Below are 19571 nucleotides of genomic sequence, written 5' to 3'. Positions count from 1 at the left end.
GCACAAACGTTTGGAACACTTCGCACAGATTTAAACCAGTTATGGTAATTTTTAAACAAAAAAAAGAGACGATATCATCGTACTCTAAAGCAATTCTGATTCTAATTAGAATTGTACATCCATTTCGTTAAGCGGCCAGTAACGGAGGTCAACTTTCCCGACAACTTGGCTGACGGAGATAAAACCAAAGTGCCTGCTGTCCCAGCTGCCTAAGCGATTATCCCCAAGTACAAATAACTTTCCTTCCGGTACAGTACTTTCTCCTGTAATCTCCTTCAAGCTAAAATCACCGGTAAGTTTTATACCAGGTATTTCCTGCTTATAAACAGATAAAAACGGCTCCTTGTATCTTTGTCCGTTAATATATAATTGATCATCCTTAAATTCTATTTTATCCCCTGGCAGCCCGATTACCCGTTTCACAAAATCCTCTTTCTCATTTGCATGGAATACGATGACATCAAAACGACTTAAATCACTAATTTGGTAGCCTAGCTTATTGACAACTAATTTGTTGCCATCTTGGAGAGTAGGCATCATTGATTCGCCCTCCACTACATAGTTAGAAAAGAAAAATGTACGTATAAAAGCAAAAATAATAATTCCAATTGCAAAAGCTTTAATCCATTCAATCCCCTCTTTTTTCCATTCCGTGTTCATCCTTATCAGCTCCTCCTTTTCTCCAATTCTTTTCCTCTATTTATCTCCTCATTATGGTCATTTTCCATGCTCTTATTCAATCTTACTTCAATTCTTTTTCCAACATACCAAAGAATAAAAATAACTAGAAAAACAACTGCTGTCCGATAAGGCTGCGTAATCAAAGAATGAAGATCATAGCCAACGAAACTCATAGTGAAAATCATTACCATTTTGCCAATTGCCACGGCAAGCATATATTGGTATATACTGATTTTTGAAAGAGCGGCTACAATATTAACAACAACTGAGGGTGTGAACGGGAAACACAGCAGCAAGAAGAGCGGACCAAAACCATGACGATCAACCCAATCCATCAACTTTCTAACTTTTGGATGTTTAGAGAGAAATGAAAACACTCTTTTTTGTCCATATTTTCTTATTAGTAAAAAGAGAATTAATGCCCCTAAACAGGACCCCAGCCAAGAATATAAAAAACCCAGCCAGAGCCCAAATGCACTTGCATTCGCCATTACAAATAATACCAACGGCAGAAACGGCAAAAATGCTTCAAGCATGGGCAGCATGACCCCTGGTAAAGGCCCAAAGGATCGGTACTCTTTAATTAAGTCCATTATATTTTCTAGTGTGAACCATGCCTTGATTGCTTCAAAGTCCATATGATTGCTCCTTAATTTAATGCTTTGCTGCTGTTTGTTTTGCTTATTTAGTTAAGAACTGGTGAAAAGCCTCTCTATTCTCCTCTAAATCCAATTCCAAAACAGCACCTTCCCCTCTTATATTGGCATCTCTGTATCCATTCTCAATCGGAATTCTAAAGGTCTCAATCGTTCCTCTGTCTTTCCCAAAGAAATCCTTTGCCATAAATAATATATCTCCTGTATTCATATTTGTATTAATATAGGGTTTAACAACCCCTACTAATTTTGGCAGCTTCGGTATCGTTTGAATACCTGAAAGCTGATCTCCAATCGCCTGAAGTGCCTGCTGCTGACGTTGCACCCGGCCAAAATCCCCTATAGCATCATGCCGAAATCGTACAAAGCTAAGCATTTGATCTCCATTTAATTTTTGAAGACCCGGTTCTAGCGGTACATCAACGTTTTCTTCCATTCTCTTTTCAACGTTGATTTCTACACCATTTGGAAAAGCTTCATCAATCAACTGCACAAATCCTTCAAAATCAATAATCGTATAATATTGTAAATCAATATCGAAGTTTTCTTTAATTGTTTTCCTCATGAGTTCAGGGCCGCCGCTAAAAAATGCAGAGTTGATTTTATGCTTACCATAGCCCGGAATACTTACATAAATATCTCTCATAATCGAGGTTAATTTATAAGTCCCTTTGTCTTCATTATAATGAGCAATCATAATCGTATCGGCTCGTGATTTTTCATCTCCCCGAGCATCACTTCCTAATATAAGGATATTGGTGGCACCATATTGATCCTTTTTCCCTTCAAATGTGAATACTTCGTCATTTACATTGTTATTTACATCCTCATTATTAATTTTCTCTAAAGATTGATTAACTCCTTGTTTATACTGATAATATATATAGCCCGCCGTTGCACCAAATAGGACCAGCAGAACTAATACTATAGATGTCGATTTTCTTTTTTTCCTTTTATGTTTTTCGTATCTCATCTTCGACTCACCCATCATGTAATATTTTTATCCCTAGCGGACTTTACATTCATGTGTACATATATAATTCATTTTCCCCGAGTTAATATCCTTCTATCAAAAACTTTCTCATACAAGTACCAAATTTTGCAAATAAAAAACGCAAGCTTTTTAAGCATTGCGTTTTCAACAAGATTTTTGTATGATAAAAGAGAACATTTGTTCTAAAAAATCAAGAAAGGAGCCGAAGATGAGATGACCAGGATTCCAGAGGATGATCGCAATATAATGGAAAAAGCCATCTATTTACCAATGGTATTAATTATCTTAAATCGGGATTTGACTGTTGTGGAAAAAAGTCCATTCAAGTTAAAAAGACCATATATAGCACTAATTGAAGAAACAATGAAAACCATTCAAAGAGAATTACGAGAAGTGAAACAATATATGAAGAATAATAGCCTCAAAGTAATTGAAACAAAACGTGACGATGCATTTACCATGTATACGTTTTTGTATAAAGGCTATGAAGAAGCTCATAATTACTTTAATCCAAGAATCCGCAATAAAGTTCAAGAATTAATGGAATTTTATTATCTAAAACAGAACTCGTCTCAATAAATGGTTAACGTTTATCCTGTTTATCCTTAACCTTCTTATTACCATAATTAAATGATTCCTCCGATGCTTCCAAGGACTTTGGACGCTGCAATAAATAAAATGACTTTCTTTCATTATGTTCAATTCTTTGCATTAACTTTGTCCTTAAATACGATGTTCTCTCCAATTGAGAAGTAATGGAGCTGCACGAAACAGGTAATTCAAATGACTGATGATTATTAAAAAGGATTAATGTTTCTTGAGGATTTATTCTGACCAGCTTTTTTACATGTTCATGAGAAATCCAAATACACTCATGACGATTTGGTGATGTGGTAGGGAAGAAAAAAATGCGGTTTGTGGGATCTATCGCAATCGGGATTTTATGTGCATATCCGACTAACTGTTTTGTACCATTCCTGCGTCCTTCATAATCACATCCATAATATTCACAACTATTTCTGATGATATCAAGCGGTTTAAAAGGGGATAAAAATTCATCTTCTACTTCAATAATCTCTGAATAAATTTTACTGCCATACACGATAGGCTTTATGAACATCGTAAACGGATTTACCTCGTATTCTTCAATTTGCTTCAGCTTCAATCTCTTCAACTCCATTTAGCAATTTTACCCATCATACCACGATTGATTTATGGTTTATTTATTTTTCTGAATTGTTGCGAATTTATTCACAAAGTTATTACAAAAATATATGTCAGAAAATTGTAAAAATTTATTGATATTATCGAAAAAAGTCCATATAATATTAAAAAGCATCAGAGGTGATTTTGATGAATGAGAAATCATACACAGAATTAATGAAAATTGGTGCCATGAAACGTCAACGAAAAGAGAATTTTGTCCAGGATTTGTACATTGATATGCTTTTATTAGAAATTCAATTAACAGTTGAAAAGGAAAAACTGTTAAAACGTATTGATTCCGCCATTGACCATAGGGATAAAAAAAACTTTTACCATTTATCCAAACAGCTTATAGAGATAACGAAACGATTTGGAACGTAAAGACTCATGAAAAAGGAATGGGAATGGAGAACACTCTCCTTCCCATTCCTTTTTTGCTTATTTATTCTTCATTTTCACTTCATATTCTTCCAGCATCGAAATTCGTTCCAGCATAGTAGGATGACTGTAGCGGAAAATCTTCACTAAAAAGGGTGGATTAACCTGACTTAAGCCTGAGCGGGTTAACTCTTGGAAAGAAGTAATCGCAGCTTCAGGGTTTTCGGTCATATTGATTGCGTATCGATCAGCCCGTGTCTCCTCATAACGGGAAATTAAATTTGAAAAAGGACTTGCAGCAAAAAGTAACATCGAAATAATCATGAAAAAGAGTGGTAAGGATCTGATGTCACTTGCATTTGGGATTTTTAGTTCTTTTCCAAACCTTGCAATTACCCAGTTCATTATTCGATATGTCAAATATAAACCTAACAGTGACAACAGTAAGTATAAGGCTATTCCAATATAAATATGCTTTTCAACATAATGACAGATTTCGTGTGCCATGATAAATAAAATTTGGTCATCTGATAATTTATTTAGGGTTGTGTCCCATAGAACAATTCTTGCATTTGCCCCAATACCCGTTACATAGGCATTTAACGAATTAGTCTCGGCTGACATATTTACCTCAAAGACATGTTCTGCCGGTATTTGAGCCTTGTCTGCTAATTCTAATATCTTTGTTTCTAGTTCTTTATTTTTCAAAGGATAAAAATCATTATATAACGGGTCAATCACAACTGGCTGTAAAAACATCATGAACAGTGTAAAAGGTATTGATAAAGCCCAAGCATAAAGCCACCAACGTTTGACGCTTTTTTTCATCAGCCAATATAACACCGGCACAATAATCATTAACGTTCCATAATTAATCCAGAAATCAATTAATTCTTCCTTCATCCATGACGCAAAGGTTTGTGTTGAGATGTTATACGTCTTTGACAAGGAATAACTAATATAGCTTAATGGCAGTGTCGCCACAAAAGCAAAAAAGGAAAGCCAAATAAGATAGATAGCAGTTTGCAGCAGCTTGTACTTAGACGAATTCTCTGCCCATCTTTTAAACGCCTTAGATAAGCCAAAAAGTAAAATAAAAAAATAAAAAAGCCATTCAAATGGTGTGGATAGAAAAAATAACAAATTTCTTATTTTCGAATACTCTTCACTTAACATTAACTCCCTGCCATTTAAAAAAGTCGCTGGGTCTGCTTTTGTTCCCTGATATTCAAAGGGAAGGGTTGTATCTGCAAAGTGAAATAAATACCAGTAAAAAAATAACCCATATAATACATAGGCCAAAACTCCGTAGAATCCCATTTTCCTAGCCATGTAATCTGTTGTCCCCCTTCTTGTACAACCTCTCTATAAATAGTTTAGTTATAAAGCTTATATTTAGAACAAAAAAAGCCGGATTTACCGACTTAAAAAAAATAAGAATAGAGAGCAAGGACTGTGATAGACCCTAAAACAACAATAATAACATTTGCCCCTAAGAAAGCTGCAGCAAATGCTGCGGCAGCACCTGCTGCTCCATACCAGATATCATCCTTTTGAAGCAATAGGATTGCTGGGAAAATTAATGCTCCCAATGTTGCATATGGGACATTTTTCAACACTCCCTGGATAAAAGGGGGAAGCTCTTTACCTTTAAATAATACAAACGGAAGCATCCTTGGTATAAATGTAACTATACCCATTCCAATAATCATCCAAAGTATCTCACTTTTCATCGTCTACACCCCAATGCTTTACCTTTACAAGTTCAATCAGTTCAATTATAACAGCAGAAAGAATTGTTGATGTCACAATTGACCACCCTTGTGCCATCACGCCGCCTAGCGTAAATATAGAATTAAAGATTGCAGCAAGTGCAGCTAGAAATATCACCTTACTGCTTTTTTTCAGGGATGGCACTAAGAGACCCACAAACATCGCATAGAGGGCAATTCCCATACTTTCTTGTAATGTTTGAGGGAGACTCGCCCCTATCAAATGACCAACCCCAGTAAATATAACCCAACTCGAATAAGCCAGCAAATTCACACCAAACATAAATCCAGTGGCAGTTGTCCCTTCTTTTGTTGCTGCGACTGAAAATGTCTCATCGGTAATTCCAAATGAATAAAGTATTTTATTTCTAAGATTGTCATCCTCACATTTCTCATTTAAGGTTGTCGACATTAAAAAATGGCGAATATTTACAATAAAAGTGGTTAACACAATTTCAAATATCCCTGTCCCATAGGCAATCAGACTTAATGATATATATTGCGAGGCGCCTGCAAACACAATCATACTCATTAATACAGATTCATATATAGATAGTCCCGTTGTTTTGGCAAGGAGACCAAAAGTCAAAGCAATCGGAAAATATCCAATCCCGATGCTGGTACCAGCCTGCAGTCCCTTTTTAAATTCAGATGATTCCTTCCCCAATGCAAAATCTGACAAGATGATCCCTTCTCTCCATATGTTCAAAATTAAATTTTATCAAATTTTCAGATAGAATGAAATAAAAAAACATGGCGGGAATCAGCCATGTTTTTTTCCCAATATCCAATGTTTTAAACCGTCTGAGAAATTTGTGTCTTTAAAGCTCTTCGTAAGATTTTACCTGTTGTGTTTTTAGGCAGCTCTTCTAAAAACTCTATGGAAGAAGGAACCTTATACTTTGCAAGATGTTCTCTGCAATATTCTAGTAATTGTTCTTCAGTACTATTCGGATTTTTACTCACAACATAGCATTTCACTGATTCACCGAGTTCTGAATCTGGTACACCTAGTACAGCAGCTTCTACTACATCTTGATGGTTATAGAGGACTTCTTCAACCTCACGAGGATAGACATTATAGCCGCCAACTATAATCAAATCTTTTTTTCTATCAACGATATAGAAATAGCCCTCTTCATCCATTTTTGCCAAGTCCCCTGTATACAGCCAGCCATCACGTATAGCTGCGGCAGTTTCTTCCGGCATGTTATAATACCCTTTCATAACATTCGGACCAGAAACAATTAATTCACCAACTTCTCCAACAGGAAGTTCCTCTCCTAGTTCATTGACTATTTTGTTTTCCACATGAAGAATCGACGTTCCTATCGATCCGGCCTTACGCTGGCGGTCCAGCGGGTTGAAGCAGGTAACTGGCGAAGCCTCAGATAAACCATAACCCTCGGAAACACGAACATTAAATTTCTTTTCAAAATTATTAAGGAGCGCAACAGGTAAGGAGGCACCGCCAGAGATACACAACCTTAATGACTTGAAATCATCAGGATTGCCTTCTGGATATTGATAAAGGAAATTATACATAGTCGGTACTCCAGCAAAGACAGTTGCTTCATACTCTCTTGCTAAATCAAAAATTTCCTTAGGACTGAATCTAGGAGCTATCAATATAGTTGCTCCACTCAACAATGGTGCATTTAAGGCTACCGTTAAGCAGAATACATGAAACATAGGAAGGGTCGTGATGACGCGGTCTTGATTATTCATTTTTAAATAATCGCCGACATCACTAGCATTGCTGTATAAATTTTTGTGAGTCAGCATTGCGCCTTTTGGTTTCCCCGTAGTGCCGGAGGTATAAAGAATAATCGCGGTGTCATCATCACAAAGGTCAGGTCCCTTAAAGGAGAGATCACCTGAAGCAACTACATCTGAAAACGATTTCATTTTAGGGTAAAGGGTAAGTGATTCAATATTATGCTTAGCTATACCATTTTCACTGGTTTCACAGAATACAAATTTTTCTACCTTAGGCAAGAAAGCATGTACTTTTTCAGCTAATGGTATGGCCATATCTAGTGCCACAACAAGTTTTACATCGCCGTTATTTAAGATATATCCAATCTCATCTGCTGTATAAATAGGATTAACTGGAATCACTGTAGCTCCTAACCGTAATGCACCGTATAAACCAATAATAAAATGCGGTGAATTTCCAAGTAATAAAGCAATATGGTCCCCTTTGTTTACTCCTAACTTTTCTAATCCAGAAGCGAACTTTGTAATCGCTCCATCCAATTCAGCATATGTAGTGCCCTGTCCCATGAAATAGAAGGCAGTTTTACTGGCTGAATTTATGGCAGTTTCTTGAAGCTTGGATGATAAATTCATAATTTTCCTCCCCCTATGAATGAATACTCATTCATTAAATAGCAACAATTTTCTAAATATATTATATTTAAAGAAATTTAAGTATTCAAGCATAATGTTCCAAAAAGATACAAATTTCTACTCCTGTATCCTTAATTCATCCTAGAAAAGAGTCGTTTCCACTTGCATTGCCAGGACCTTCATAAACAAAAAAATCCCCTTTTACCTAATAAGGGGTTTTTCACTCCTTGTTCAAATGGAAGGTTAATTGATTTGCAGCTTGCTTTGCAATGGTTTGGGCCTCATCATATGTTTCACCTTTGGCAATAACATAAGCATACCTGTGCCCCATTGATAATGGCGGCGTTAAGTAGGTTCCACTCTTCGGCTTAACATATACTTCCACCACACCCGGTGTCGCCATTGCCCTTTTCTTGCCTGTAACCTTTTTTAAAACACCCTTCCTTCCAAGAATAACATATTGAGTAAAGACATAATGATTTGTTATTTTTTCTAATGAGGGATTTTCTCCTCGTAACATCTTAAGTGTTTCCTCTACTAAACTATAACCAAAAGCGGCTTTAATCATCTTGTTCATCGCTCCGCCGGATATTCTTGGATTTATCTCAATAAGTTTCCATCCGCTTTCTGTTAATCTTAGCTCCAAATGAAAGGCGCCATTTTTAAAGTTCAGCCTGCACACGATGGTTCCAATTAATTCCCGTACACTTTCCTCTATATGGAATGGAACTTGTGCTAAAACCCCGTATCCGGTAACAATAAAACGTTTCCCTTTAGTAATCTCTTGCTTAATGACAGCACCAATTTGAACCTCCCAATTGGAGACAAGAACCTCCACTAGATATTGATCTCCATGCACATATTCTTCGATAATAATTGTTTCATTTGGTTTTTTTATTCGCAGGTTTTCTGCATTTCCACTTAACTGTCCCATATTTTCTGCATATAGGACATCCTTTGAGCCAGTAGAAGATGCACATTTTACTACAACTGGAAAGTTTAAATTCTCACAGGTGACATTAAAAGGAGGTTGTATATCTTTTGATATAATTTCAAATTTGGGGGTAAATGATTCTCTTGCGAAAAAAGTTCTCGTCTTTTCCTTATTTTCCATAATAGCAAGAGCTTCCGTAGATAAATTGTTCCCACAGTAATGGTCAGCTAACAAGGAAGCTGTGTGAACGTAATTTGCTACAAAGCTGGTAACGATAACTATTTCGTATCCCAGTTGTTGCAGTAAATCAATTTGTTGTTTTATTTCTTCGATATTGCTTAGGTCCAGTAAAGTGAGCAGGTGAACATCAATATATTCTTTTCTCTGCTGTATTTGTTTTTCTTGGTCAGTAAAGACAACGGTATAATATCCTAAATTATTTGCCGCTTTTACAGCCTCTCTGCTTGAACCTGATTTATTTAATCCAATAAAAATAATGGTTTTCATTCGCCTCACTCCCATTCTACAAAGACATAGATGAATGCCCTATATGATATGAAGAAGTTATTTTTTTGTATAGACTCTTATAAGAAACCTGCCAGTAAATAAAAAAACGATGATTTTCATCATCGTTTTAATAGATTAAGTTGAGAAATTCTTCCTTAGAAACATTCCCAAAATAATAGGTTGTATCAATATCTTTAAGTGCTGCTTCTAATTCACTCTTATCGTAGCGGACAGCTTTAAGTTTATTCTCAATTTCACTTACTTCACCAACACCAAAAAAGTCACCATATATTTTGCAGTTTTCAATAACTCCTTTATTCACATCTAAGCGGACATCGATTTGACCGACAGGGAAACGATGAGAATGCTGGAGATTAAACTTTGGTGATTTCCCGTAGTTCCAATCCCAATTTTGATAGCGCTCCCTAGAAAGTTGGTTAATTTTCTCCCAATCCTCTTTCGTAAGCACATATTCCGTTACTTCTTCCCCTTGAAAGATAAACTTCAGCAGTGAAGAACGAAACTCTTCAATTGTCCATTTCTCTGTTAAAAATTCGGAGATATTAGCTACTCTGCTTCGGACGGACTTAATTCCCTTGGATTCAATTTTATCCTTCTTTACCCTTAATGCGGAGACAATATGATCCATTTCTGAATTAAACAAAAGGGTTCCGTGGGTAAACATTCGGCCCCTAGTTGAGAATTGGGCATTTCCGGATATTTTCCTGCCTTCAGCTAAAATATCATTCCTGCCGCTTAATTCTGCATTTACACCCATCTGTTTAAGCGCAGCAATTACCGGCTCGGTAAATTTGCGGAAATTGTGAAAGCTGTCACCGTCATCTTTCGTAATAAAGCTATAATTCAGATTGCCAAGATCATGATATACTGCCCCACCGCCAGATAATCGGCGTACTACATGTATACCATTACTCTCTACATACTCTGTGTTAATTTCTTCTATTGAATTTTGATTTTTTCCAATGATAATCGATGGTTCATTTATGTAAAATAATAAGTATGTTTCATTAATATCAAGATTTTTCAAGGCATACTCTTCAATAGCTAAATTAATACGTGGATCGGTAATGCCTTTATTATCAATAAATAACAAAGTATCCACCCTTTCTTATAATGATATAGATTGAAATTCATCTGCAAGTTTTATTATACCAGTATACTCAACACTTGCCTCACTGATAAGCTCAGATAACTCTCCGTAATGGGGCAGGTGGGTTAGAATTAATTGTTTGACACCTGCTCTATTAGCAAATTTACCTGCATCAATGCTATTCATATGTCCTGCAGACTTTCCATTTTGATGCTGATAGAAATTACACTCGCATAATAACAAATCTGCATCTTTACTAAATTCAATAAATTCTTCTTTAAAAGAGCTATCGGCTGTGTAAACTAGTGATTTTCCATTTACTTCGACTCTCATTGCATAACAAGGTACTGGATGGTTTGTTTTTAAGAAGGTAACCTGGAACGGACCTACTGCAAGAACTTCATTCGGTTCATAGGCAATTCCTTTTGTTATTTCTTTATACGTTAATTTAGCAAATTCTGCTTGGTCATAGGAGTGGCCATAGATAGGCAGTGTTGGAAAACTCTTACCTAAAAAGCCCTGAATTAATCGGGCATGCTGTAATACACCTATGTCTGCGATATGGTCTGGATGATAGTGAGAGACTAGGACAGCATCAAGTGCTTCCGGCTCGATAATATTTTGCATTTTAGCTAAGACACCGCTGCCGCAGTCAATTAATAGATTAAAGCCTTCATGTTCGAGTAAATATCCTGAACTTGCACCATTTTGTTTGGGGTACCCGCCCCAAAAACCAATAACTTTCAACTTCATCTAAGTGCCCCCTTAGTAAAAAAAGAAGCTATTTATAAAACAGCTTCTGGTTCATTGTTTAACGTTTAAATACTCTAATACACTTTTTACTGCTTCTTCACCTTGATCTATACAGTCGGGAAGTCCGACACCGCCGTAGGATGCGCTGGCTAAAAAGACTCCAGGCAGTTCAGATTTAATATGCTTTCTAATCGTTTCAAGCCGCTGTTTATGCCCTACTGTATATTGCGGCATTGAATCCTTCCAGCGCGAAACGATGGCAAAGTCAGGCTTCATCCCAATATCCATGGTCCTGCTTAAATCATCAAGTACAATTTTTATAATCCTGTCATCAGAAAGTTCTACGATTGTTTCGTCCCCGGCTCTTCCCACATAACAACGCAGCAGGACTTTCCCTTTAGGTGCAGAGTGTTCCCACTTTTTATGTGTCCAAGTACAGGCTGTGATAGAATAATCACCATTTCTAGAAACAACAAACCCTGTTCCATCTATGTCCTTTTTTATGGCTTCTTCAGGAAAGGCAAGTGCCACTGTAGCTACAGATGTTGATGGAACTGACTTTAATGGATCAAAAAAATGGTAGTCAGAGAACATCGATTGTGTTATTTTATGCGGTGTTGCTGCAATAACACAATCTGCAGTCAGTGTTTCGCCATTATTTAATAATAGTTCATACTGCTTATTTGTCCTTGTTATTTTATTAACCCTATGGCCTTTTAAAATGGAATCGGGGGCAAGTTTTGCTTCAATCCCTTCTGCGAAAGATTGAAGACCTGACTTAAAGGTTAAAAATACTCCCTTTTTTTTCTTTTCCGCAGGTTCTTGTGTTTTTGGTTTTGCTGGTGTAGTTTTTTTCATTCCTAAAATAAGGCTTCGGTGTTTTTGTTCTACTTCATAAAATTGCGGAAAAGTCGACATAAGGCTCATTTGATCGATATCACCTGCATAAATTCCCGATAATAACGGTTCAATTAGATTCTCAACTACCTCATCGCCTAACCTTCTCCGAAAAAATTCTCCTAAAGACTGGTCACTATTTCCTGGTGATCTTGGTAAAATAAAATCCGCTGCCGCCCTGACTTTCCCTGGTATGGAGAATAAACCTGTTGTAACAAACGGTCCTAATTCAGTTGGAATCCCCATAATTGAACCCCCAGGCATAGGATGAAGCTTGTTATCCACAAGGACATAAGACTTTCCTGTTGAATTAGAAACTAATTGTTCCTCCATTCCTACCTCCTTTGCAAGCCTAATCATGCTCACTTTTCGGGCAAGGAAGGAATCAGGACCTCTTTCAATGGTAAAACCGTCTCTAATAACGGTTTGCATTTTACCTCCGAGACGGTGAGAGGCTTCAATAAGTATGATCTCGAAAGGCAGCTGTTTTTCTTTCATAATTTTTTGAAGGTAATATGCCGCTGTAAGCCCTGCAATTCCTCCCCCAATGATCGCTACCTTCTTTTTTTCTTCCGCCACGGATGTTCACCCTTCTTTCCAATTCAAATTCTTATTTGCCGTCCAATACCTTTAAAATAGCCGTTGTCATCGCATCAATTAAATCAGCATGCGCGTTTGGCATTGGGGGACGATAATAACTCGCTCCAACTTCTTCTGCAGCGATTCTGCATTCATAATCGTTGTCATAGAGGACTTCTAAGTGTTCACAAACAAAGCCGACAGGTGCATAAACAAATGCTTTATATGAGTGTTCTTTCGCCAAGTCACGTGTTAGATCCTGTACATCTGGTCCGAGCCAAGGGTCTGGTGTATTCCCCGCACTTTGCCAGCCAATTTTATAATTAGTGATTCCGGCTTGCTTGGCAATTAAATCAGCTGTTTCCTGAAGCTGACTTGGGTATGGATCATTAAATTGCAAAATTTTCTCAGGAAGACTATGAGCTGAGAAAATCATCATAGCGTTATCCTTTTCCTCTTGAGGCATTTGTTCATAGATTGCTTCTATCTTTTCAACCCAGTAGCTAATAAACTTAGGCTCAGCATACCAGCTATCAATAGATGTGATGGTAATGCCTCCTAGTTTTTCTGCTTCTTCCTTTGCTCTGTTATTATAAGATTTAATACTAAACGTTGAAAAATGCGGCGCCAAGACGATACTAACAGCTTCTTTAATCCCATCAGCATGCATTTCCTTAACAGCATCTTCGATAAAAGGTTCTATATGCTTTAATCCAAGGTACATTTTAAACTCTATTTCATTTTGGACCTCGTTAATATGTTCTTCTAATTTTTTTGCCTGCTCAATTGTGATCTTTGCCAGAGGAGAAATACCGCCAATTGCTTCATAGCGGCCCCGCAATTCTTCGATCATTTCTGGTGTAGGTTTTCTTCCATGCCGAATATGTGTATAGTACCGTTCTAAATCATCTAAATGATATGGGGTTCCGTATGCCATTACGAGTAATCCCATTTTCTTTTTAGTCATCTTTTTCACCTCGTTATTAGTCTTGTTGCTTCTGCCAATACCTTGTCCAATAGGGTCTCATTTCAGGATTGAGAGGGCCTCTAATGATTTAGGGCCCTCTTTTTCATGCATATTATATTGTGCCAAAAAAACGGATATCTTACCAATATTAACACTCGAATTCCGTTTATCTGCTGCCTTTTGCTTGTGAATATTCATGTACAAATGAGGTTAATCTTTTTAATGTTTCAGGTTTAACGGACGGGAATACTCCATGACCGAGGTTAAAGATATATCCTCCCTCTGCCATCCCTTGATCTAGTATTGCTTTCGCTCTATCTTCAATCACTTCCCATGGTGCTAAGAGGATTGCTGGGTCTAGATTCCCTTGTACAGTTTTATGAATTCCTATTTCTCTCGCTTGTTGGATAGGCAAACGCCAGTCCAATCCAACAACATCAAGCGGCAGGTCATTCCACTCTAATGCGAGATGACTCGCTCCTACTCCAAACATAATAAGTGGAACATTTTCTTCCTTCAGTTCTGTGAAAATTCTATTCATGACTGGCTTAATAAAGTAGCGATAGTCCTGAACATTTAATGCGCCAACCCAAGAATCAAATATTTGAATCGCTTTCGCTCCAGCCTTAATTTGTGATTTCACGTATGTAATAATCATATCAGCCAGTTTTTCCATTAATGCGAACCATGCTTTTGGCTCAGAGTACATAAAAGCTTTTGTCTTATTATAGTTTTTAGAAGGTCCGCCTTCAATCATATAACTTGCAAGTGTAAATGGAGCCCCAGAAAAGCCAATTAACGGAACAGACAATTGCTCTTGAGTTAATAATTTAATTGTATCTAATACGTACGGAACATCTTCTTCAGGATGAATTTCCCCTAGTTTCTCAACATCTGCTAAGGATTTGATTGGATTGTCAATCACAGGACCAATCCCCGATTTAATTTCAACCTGCACTCCTAATGCCGGAAGCGGAGTCATGATATCTTTATATAAAATCGCCGCATCTACATTGTACTGCTCCACTGGAAGGCGGGTTACATACGCACATAGTTCGGGCTGGTGAGTAATTTCAAACAATGAGTATTTTTCTTTAATCTCCCTATACTCCGGTTGTGAACGTCCTGCTTGGCGCATGTACCAAACTGGAACGTGATCTGTCTTTTCTCCTCTTGCTGCTTTTAAAAATGTTTCGTTGATTTGCTTCGTCATGTAAATAAATCCACCTTTCAAAAAGACCTGTCTGATTATATTCTAATATATGTAGCATAAAATTAAAAACTTAGAGAGAGTACATAACACAGTTCTCACTATATCGGTTATTCCTATTTGTGTATAGCTTACGATGAAAAGTGTCAAAAAAAAGTCGTTTTTATGTTCAAAACCTTTTCACCACTTTCATACAGATTCATATTCTGTATTACATCCGGAGGGCGAATACCTATATTCGTCCTCCGGATGAAGTTGAAAGGGGGTCATTAAATGCTTATCGAGCTTTCAGCTCTCCATTGGATATATGTAGTCTTTATTGCTCTTATTATCGGATTTATGGTTAAACGGAGAGATACCACTCTTATCTGTATTCTCGGGATCTTCCTTATTGCAATTACTGCAACGGGATCCTTAAGCAGTTCGGTTAGCAGTATCTTTAACAGTTTTATTTATGCCATTACGGAGTTGTTATCCACCATCTTAGTCATTTCCATCATTGTGGCAATGAGCAAGACGTTAACTTCAACCGGAATAAATGATGTAATGATTTCGCCTTTTACAAAGTTAATACGTAACCCCGCTCTCGCATATTGGACCATTGGTATATTAATGATGGTCATTTCTTGGTTCTTCTGGCCGTCTCCGGCTGTTGCCCTCCTTGGTGCAGTTTTGCTTCCTGTTGCCTTACGGGCAGGACTTCCGGCATTGGGCGTTGCAATGGCAATGAACTTGTTTGGGCATGGTATAGCTTTATCTGGTGACTTTGTCATCCAAGCTGCACCAAAATTAACATCAGATGCAGCCGGCATTCCAATTGGTGATGTCATAAGTGCAAGTATCCCATTAGTATTTACAATGGGGATTGTGACCACTATCGCTGCATTCTATTTCCTAAAGAGAGATATGAAGAACGGTGTACTAAAGCCGACTCCATTTGTACCTTTGGAAAAAAATGAAGAGGCAGAATTCGAGAAAAGTCTCCTTACTATTGGTCAAAAGCGGTTCTTTGCCATTCTTGTTCCAATTTTATTCGCCATCGACGTAGCGGGGATGTTTATTCTTGACCTGACTGGCGGAGACGCAACGGCATTAGTCGGTGGAACATCTATATTTATCCTTCTCTTGATCACCATGGTCAGCCATAAAAACAAGGGACTTGAAAAAACAACAAGCTATTTAATTGAAGGTTTTACCTTTGGGTTTAAGGTTTTTGGTCCGGTCATTCCAATTGCTGCCTTCTTTTACTTAGGTGATGCTGGTTTTGGAAAAATTATTGGTGACTTTTTACCAGATGGGTCACAAGGCATTGTAAATGACCTTGGTATTGCGTTAGCAAATATTGTGCCGCTAAGTAAGGTTGTTGGAGCCATGACGCTAACCACTGTAGGAGCGATTACAGGATTAGATGGATCAGGGTTTTCTGGTATCTCCCTCGCAGGGTCTGTCGCAGGTTTGTTTGCAGTGGCAATCGGCAAAGGAGTTGCCACACTTACCGCACTTGGCCAAATAGCAGCCATTTGGGTAGGTGGCGGAACGTTAGTCCCGTGGGCATTAATCCCTGCCGCAGCTATTTGTAATGTTGACCCATTTGAGTTAGCAAGGCGGAACCTGCTTCCAGTCGTTATTGGTCTTTTCGTTACAACAATCGTGGCAATGTTCCTCATATAAAAAAGAGCAATGAGAGACTGTAACCTATGATAAAGTGATGGTGCGGGCTCTCATTTGGGTGATGAGTGCCCATAACCTTAAATAAAGTGATGAAGCAGTCACTCATAATGATATCATGACTCTTACTCCTACTTTTTTGGAGTGCGGTGACCAATTCATTGAATAAAAAAAGAGGCATCAGCCTCTTTTTTTGGTATTTATTAATATGTTTCTAAAGTAGTTGTAAATAAATATAGACAGAATCACCCAAATATAGCCGAATGCAAATCCGCCAATGACATCAGTAGGGTAATGGACTTGAAGAATAATACGGCTTGCTCCAATTAGCAAGAGCAGCAATGCTGTTACACTTATGACAATTCTCTTAGCTGCAGTTGACTTCATCCCTTCCATCAAGAGATAAGCTATAAAAAAATAAAATGTCAATCCAACCATTGCATGTCCACTAGGAAAACTTAAACTATCAACATGAGCCAAATGTTCAAGTTCTGGCCTTGGACGGGCAATCCAATCCTTTAATACCTTATTCACCTCATTTCCGAGAGCTGTAGCTAATGCAATAGCCGCTGCCCCCAAGAAGTGCCGTTTTACTAATAATAACCATACTAATACGATCAATGCGACTATACCAATTCCCTTTTTATCTCCCAATTCAGTCAGCAATAGAAAAAATGGGTTTAACGCGTCAGGTACATAAGCAAATAAGTCCGCCAGTTTATCATCTAACCAAAAAGTCTGTTCTTTTGCTACTTTAATAGAGGTATAGATTGCTATTAGAATAGCAAAGCCTAGAATGACGTATGTATAACGATTTCCTTTTTTCATTGTTTACATTTTCCTTTCACTAGTCAAAACTCTATAAAATTATAATGAAAACAAACTTAAAAATCTACATAATAGTGTAAAAGTGTTAAAATAGTTTGAAAATACTACGATGGTGTTGGGGGGAATATTTAATGAGAAAACAATTATTTTCTAAATTAGAAGAGTACTATGAAGAGATGGTTTCGATTCGCAGGTTTATGCACCAGCATCCAGAATTATCCTTTCAAGAGTATAATACTGCACAATTTATTAAATCATTTTATGAAAACCTTGGTATAGAAGTAAAGGGGAATGTTGGGGGTAACGGCGTTGTTGCAAAAGTGTTCGGCAAAAAGCCCGGAAAAACCGTTGCATTGAGAGCGGATTTTGATGCACTCCCTATCCAGGACGAAAAAGATGTAGCTTATAAATCATTAGTTCCCGGAGTCATGCATGCCTGTGGACATGATGGACATACAGCAACTTTGCTCGTACTGGCAAAAGTTATTAATGAATTGAAAGATGAACTGGAAGGAAATTATGTCTTTATCCATCAGCATGCTGAGGAATTTGCACCAGGCGGAGCTATCACAATGATTGAAGATGGCTGTTTAAAAGGTGTGGATGTTATATTTGGAACTCATTTATGGGCCAGTGAGCCAACTGGTACTATCCAATATCGAACCGGTCCGATTATGGCAGCCGCTGATCGTTTTGAAATTGATATTCAGGGCAAAGGCGGACATGGTGCACAGCCTCATAAAACAAAGGATGCCATTGTTACAGCTTCTCAGCTCGTTTTAAATCTTCAGCAAATCATCAGCAGGAAAGTAAATCCTGTCGAATCAGCAGTCGTTACAGTTGGCACATTTATGTCTGAAAATGCATTTAACGTAATAGCAGATAAAGCAAAGCTAATTGGGACCGTTCGGACCTTTAATGATGATGTTCGGCAATACATTGAAGAAGAGATGGATAGAATTATTAAAGGAACTTGTTACTTATCTGACAGCACCTATAATTTTTTATATGAGCGAGGTTATCCAGCAGTAGTCAACCATGCTAAAGAAACTGAATTTCTCGTTAACGCTGCGAAGGAAGTTCCTGAAGTTCTTATGATTGAAGAATCTGAACCCCAAATGGGTGGAGAAGATTTTGCTTATTACTTGAAAGAAATACCAGGCACTTTCTTCTTCACAGGTGCAAAACCACCCGGTGCTGACCCTGGATATCCCCACCACCACCCAAAATTTGATATTGATGAGAAGGCGATGTTAATCGCAGCGAAGACACTTGGAACCGCAGCGATTACCATACACCAAGAAGTATAAAGCAAAAGCCCCTGAGTCTATTACAGTTCAGGGGCCTTTTTTAGAATTCTTAATCGATAGGCATTCATTGCAGTCTCACCCAATTGTTTCAACAAGTTGTTATTGGCATATGCTCCCACAAAAGCACCTATTCCCGGGACTAATTGAAACATTTTTACCAGGTCAATATAATCTCTATATTCTTGCTGAAATTTGCGCCAATCCATTTCCACAAGCGTCTCTCTTCTCTCTTCCCAGTTTTCGATATGTGCTAATGTTTCTCGGCGGATATCATCACTTGAAAAGGCCAGCTGGAAGATATGGAGTAAAAACAATCTTTCTTCAAATTCCTTCGTGTTAAATCCATAAATGGCTGCTGCTTCAAAAAGAAATTTCATTTTTATTGACAGGAGCAATGGAAAATCAGCAAGACCCAGCAGAATTCCTCCGGCACCTGTCCCTGCCCCCTCCACGAGAGCTGTTTTTTGAAATACAGCCGTCTTTTTCCTCATCAGCTCATCACGCTCTTCTAAACTCATACCTGCTGCTTGATTTCTGTTAGTCGTAAGCTGGGACCCAAATAAGGTGGTTTTGACCATCCCCTTGATGCTTTCTGTCATTACTTCATGGACTTTTTCGGGGATCATATCATTGATTTTTCCTTGGGCCTTTTTTGATATTCGATTCATCATCCCAGAACGTCTGGTTAATTTTCTCTTCCATTCAACCACTTCACCATATACCTTTAACTCATATTCATTCATGCTCTCACTCCCCTCAGCAAAAGAA

Annotated in this window: 20 protein-coding genes; 4 read left to right on the top strand and 16 right to left on the bottom strand. The window is 37.7% G+C overall.

The genetic code is table 11. The features are described 5' to 3' along the window. Window positions 1–105: 105 nt before the first annotated feature. From lepB to SFC47_RS00805, 3 genes are read right to left on the bottom strand one after another with little or no spacing between them, the layout of a single operon-like run. Window positions 106–660, bottom strand: coding sequence for a signal peptidase I (gene lepB / locus SFC47_RS00815; protein ID WP_411252334.1), 555 nt, complete (start codon window positions 658–660; stop codon window positions 106–108). A 5-nt stretch (window positions 661–665) separates the two neighbouring features. Next, window positions 666–1319 carry a TVP38/TMEM64 family protein gene (locus tag SFC47_RS00810; RefSeq protein ID WP_411252333.1) on the bottom strand — a complete coding sequence of 218 codons (654 nt, stop codon included), beginning with the start codon at window positions 1317–1319 and terminating at the stop codon, window positions 666–668. Window positions 1320–1362: 43 nt separating this feature from the next. Continuing rightward, complete coding sequence (locus SFC47_RS00805) at window positions 1363–2310, bottom strand: LCP family protein (protein ID WP_411252332.1); 948 nt, start codon at window positions 2308–2310, stop codon at window positions 1363–1365. Between the two features lie 234 nt (window positions 2311–2544). On the opposite strand from SFC47_RS00805, the gene SFC47_RS00800 reads away from it, so the two are divergent. Beyond that, entirely contained in the window at window positions 2545–2910 is a 366-nt protein-coding gene (locus tag SFC47_RS00800) for a YhjD family protein (protein WP_411252331.1), read from the top strand. A 4-nt stretch (window positions 2911–2914) separates the two neighbouring features. On the opposite strand, the gene SFC47_RS00795 is transcribed toward SFC47_RS00800, so the two are convergent. After that, window positions 2915–3496: a competence protein ComK gene (locus tag SFC47_RS00795; protein ID WP_411252330.1), complete on the bottom strand. Its 582-nt coding sequence runs from the start codon at window positions 3494–3496 to the stop codon at window positions 2915–2917. 188 nt (window positions 3497–3684) lie between these two features. Here SFC47_RS00795 and SFC47_RS00790 point away from each other — a divergent pair, with 188 nt between their 5' ends. Further along, entirely contained in the window at window positions 3685–3918 is a 234-nt protein-coding gene (locus SFC47_RS00790; RefSeq protein WP_411252329.1) for an IDEAL domain-containing protein, read from the top strand. A 57-nt stretch (window positions 3919–3975) separates the two neighbouring features. Here the strand turns inward: SFC47_RS00790 and SFC47_RS00785 are convergent, their stop codons facing one another. The 10 genes from SFC47_RS00785 to hemE form a co-directional block, all read right to left on the bottom strand. After that, window positions 3976–5247, bottom strand: coding sequence for a M48 family metallopeptidase (locus tag SFC47_RS00785; RefSeq protein WP_411252328.1), 1272 nt, complete (start codon window positions 5245–5247; stop codon window positions 3976–3978). Window positions 5248–5339: 92 nt separating this feature from the next. Next, on the bottom strand, window positions 5340–5648 hold the full coding sequence (locus SFC47_RS00780; protein WP_411252327.1) for an AzlD domain-containing protein: 309 nt from the start codon (window positions 5646–5648) through the stop codon (window positions 5340–5342). Continuing rightward, entirely contained in the window at window positions 5638–6369 is a 732-nt protein-coding gene (locus SFC47_RS00775; RefSeq protein WP_411252326.1) for an AzlC family ABC transporter permease, read from the bottom strand. Before SFC47_RS00775 ends, SFC47_RS00780 begins: the two co-directional genes overlap by 11 nt. A gap of 113 nt (window positions 6370–6482) precedes the next feature. Then, a complete protein-coding gene (locus SFC47_RS00770) occupies window positions 6483–8039 on the bottom strand; it encodes a fatty acid--CoA ligase family protein (protein WP_411252325.1) in 1557 nt (518 codons plus the stop codon). 220 nt (window positions 8040–8259) lie between these two features. Further along, entirely contained in the window at window positions 8260–9480 is a 1221-nt protein-coding gene (locus SFC47_RS00765; protein ID WP_411252324.1) for an ATP-grasp domain-containing protein, read from the bottom strand. Window positions 9481–9607: 127 nt separating this feature from the next. Further along, window positions 9608–10594 carry a lipoate--protein ligase gene (gene lplA / locus SFC47_RS00760; RefSeq protein ID WP_411252323.1) on the bottom strand — a complete coding sequence of 329 codons (987 nt, stop codon included), beginning with the start codon at window positions 10592–10594 and terminating at the stop codon, window positions 9608–9610. Between the two features lie 15 nt (window positions 10595–10609). Then, window positions 10610–11344, bottom strand: coding sequence for an MBL fold metallo-hydrolase (locus SFC47_RS00755; protein WP_411252322.1), 735 nt, complete (start codon window positions 11342–11344; stop codon window positions 10610–10612). Window positions 11345–11395: 51 nt separating this feature from the next. Continuing rightward, complete coding sequence (hemY, locus tag SFC47_RS00750; RefSeq protein ID WP_411252321.1) at window positions 11396–12820, bottom strand: protoporphyrinogen oxidase; 1425 nt, start codon at window positions 12818–12820, stop codon at window positions 11396–11398. Window positions 12821–12851: 31 nt separating this feature from the next. Further along, a complete protein-coding gene (gene hemH, locus SFC47_RS00745; protein ID WP_411252320.1) occupies window positions 12852–13787 on the bottom strand; it encodes a ferrochelatase in 936 nt (311 codons plus the stop codon). A 166-nt stretch (window positions 13788–13953) separates the two neighbouring features. Next, window positions 13954–15000: a uroporphyrinogen decarboxylase gene (hemE, locus tag SFC47_RS00740; RefSeq protein WP_411252319.1), complete on the bottom strand. Its 1047-nt coding sequence runs from the start codon at window positions 14998–15000 to the stop codon at window positions 13954–13956. Window positions 15001–15270: 270 nt separating this feature from the next. Between hemE and SFC47_RS00735 the strand changes: the two genes are divergently transcribed. After that, window positions 15271–16668, top strand: coding sequence for a hypothetical protein (locus SFC47_RS00735; RefSeq protein WP_411252318.1), 1398 nt, complete (start codon window positions 15271–15273; stop codon window positions 16666–16668). A gap of 177 nt (window positions 16669–16845) precedes the next feature. Here SFC47_RS00735 and SFC47_RS00730 read toward each other — a convergent pair whose 3' ends face one another. Next, window positions 16846–17493 carry a phosphatase PAP2 family protein gene (locus SFC47_RS00730; protein WP_411252317.1) on the bottom strand — a complete coding sequence of 216 codons (648 nt, stop codon included), beginning with the start codon at window positions 17491–17493 and terminating at the stop codon, window positions 16846–16848. Between the two features lie 131 nt (window positions 17494–17624). Here SFC47_RS00730 and SFC47_RS00725 point away from each other — a divergent pair, with 131 nt between their 5' ends. Beyond that, window positions 17625–18803 (top strand): M20 family metallopeptidase, encoded by a 1179-nt coding sequence (locus tag SFC47_RS00725; protein WP_411252316.1) that lies wholly within the window; start codon window positions 17625–17627, stop codon window positions 18801–18803. Window positions 18804–18823: 20 nt separating this feature from the next. Here SFC47_RS00725 and SFC47_RS00720 read toward each other — a convergent pair whose 3' ends face one another. Next, entirely contained in the window at window positions 18824–19546 is a 723-nt protein-coding gene (locus tag SFC47_RS00720) for an EcsC family protein (protein ID WP_411252315.1), read from the bottom strand. Between the last annotated feature and the right edge of the window lie 25 nt (window positions 19547–19571).

It is taken from the genome of Neobacillus niacini (genome assembly GCF_046591715.1).
GTDB classification, from domain to species: domain Bacteria; phylum Bacillota; class Bacilli; order Bacillales; family Cytobacillaceae; genus Neobacillus; species Neobacillus niacini_L.
This window is presented reverse-complemented; position numbering and strand designations above follow the sequence as displayed.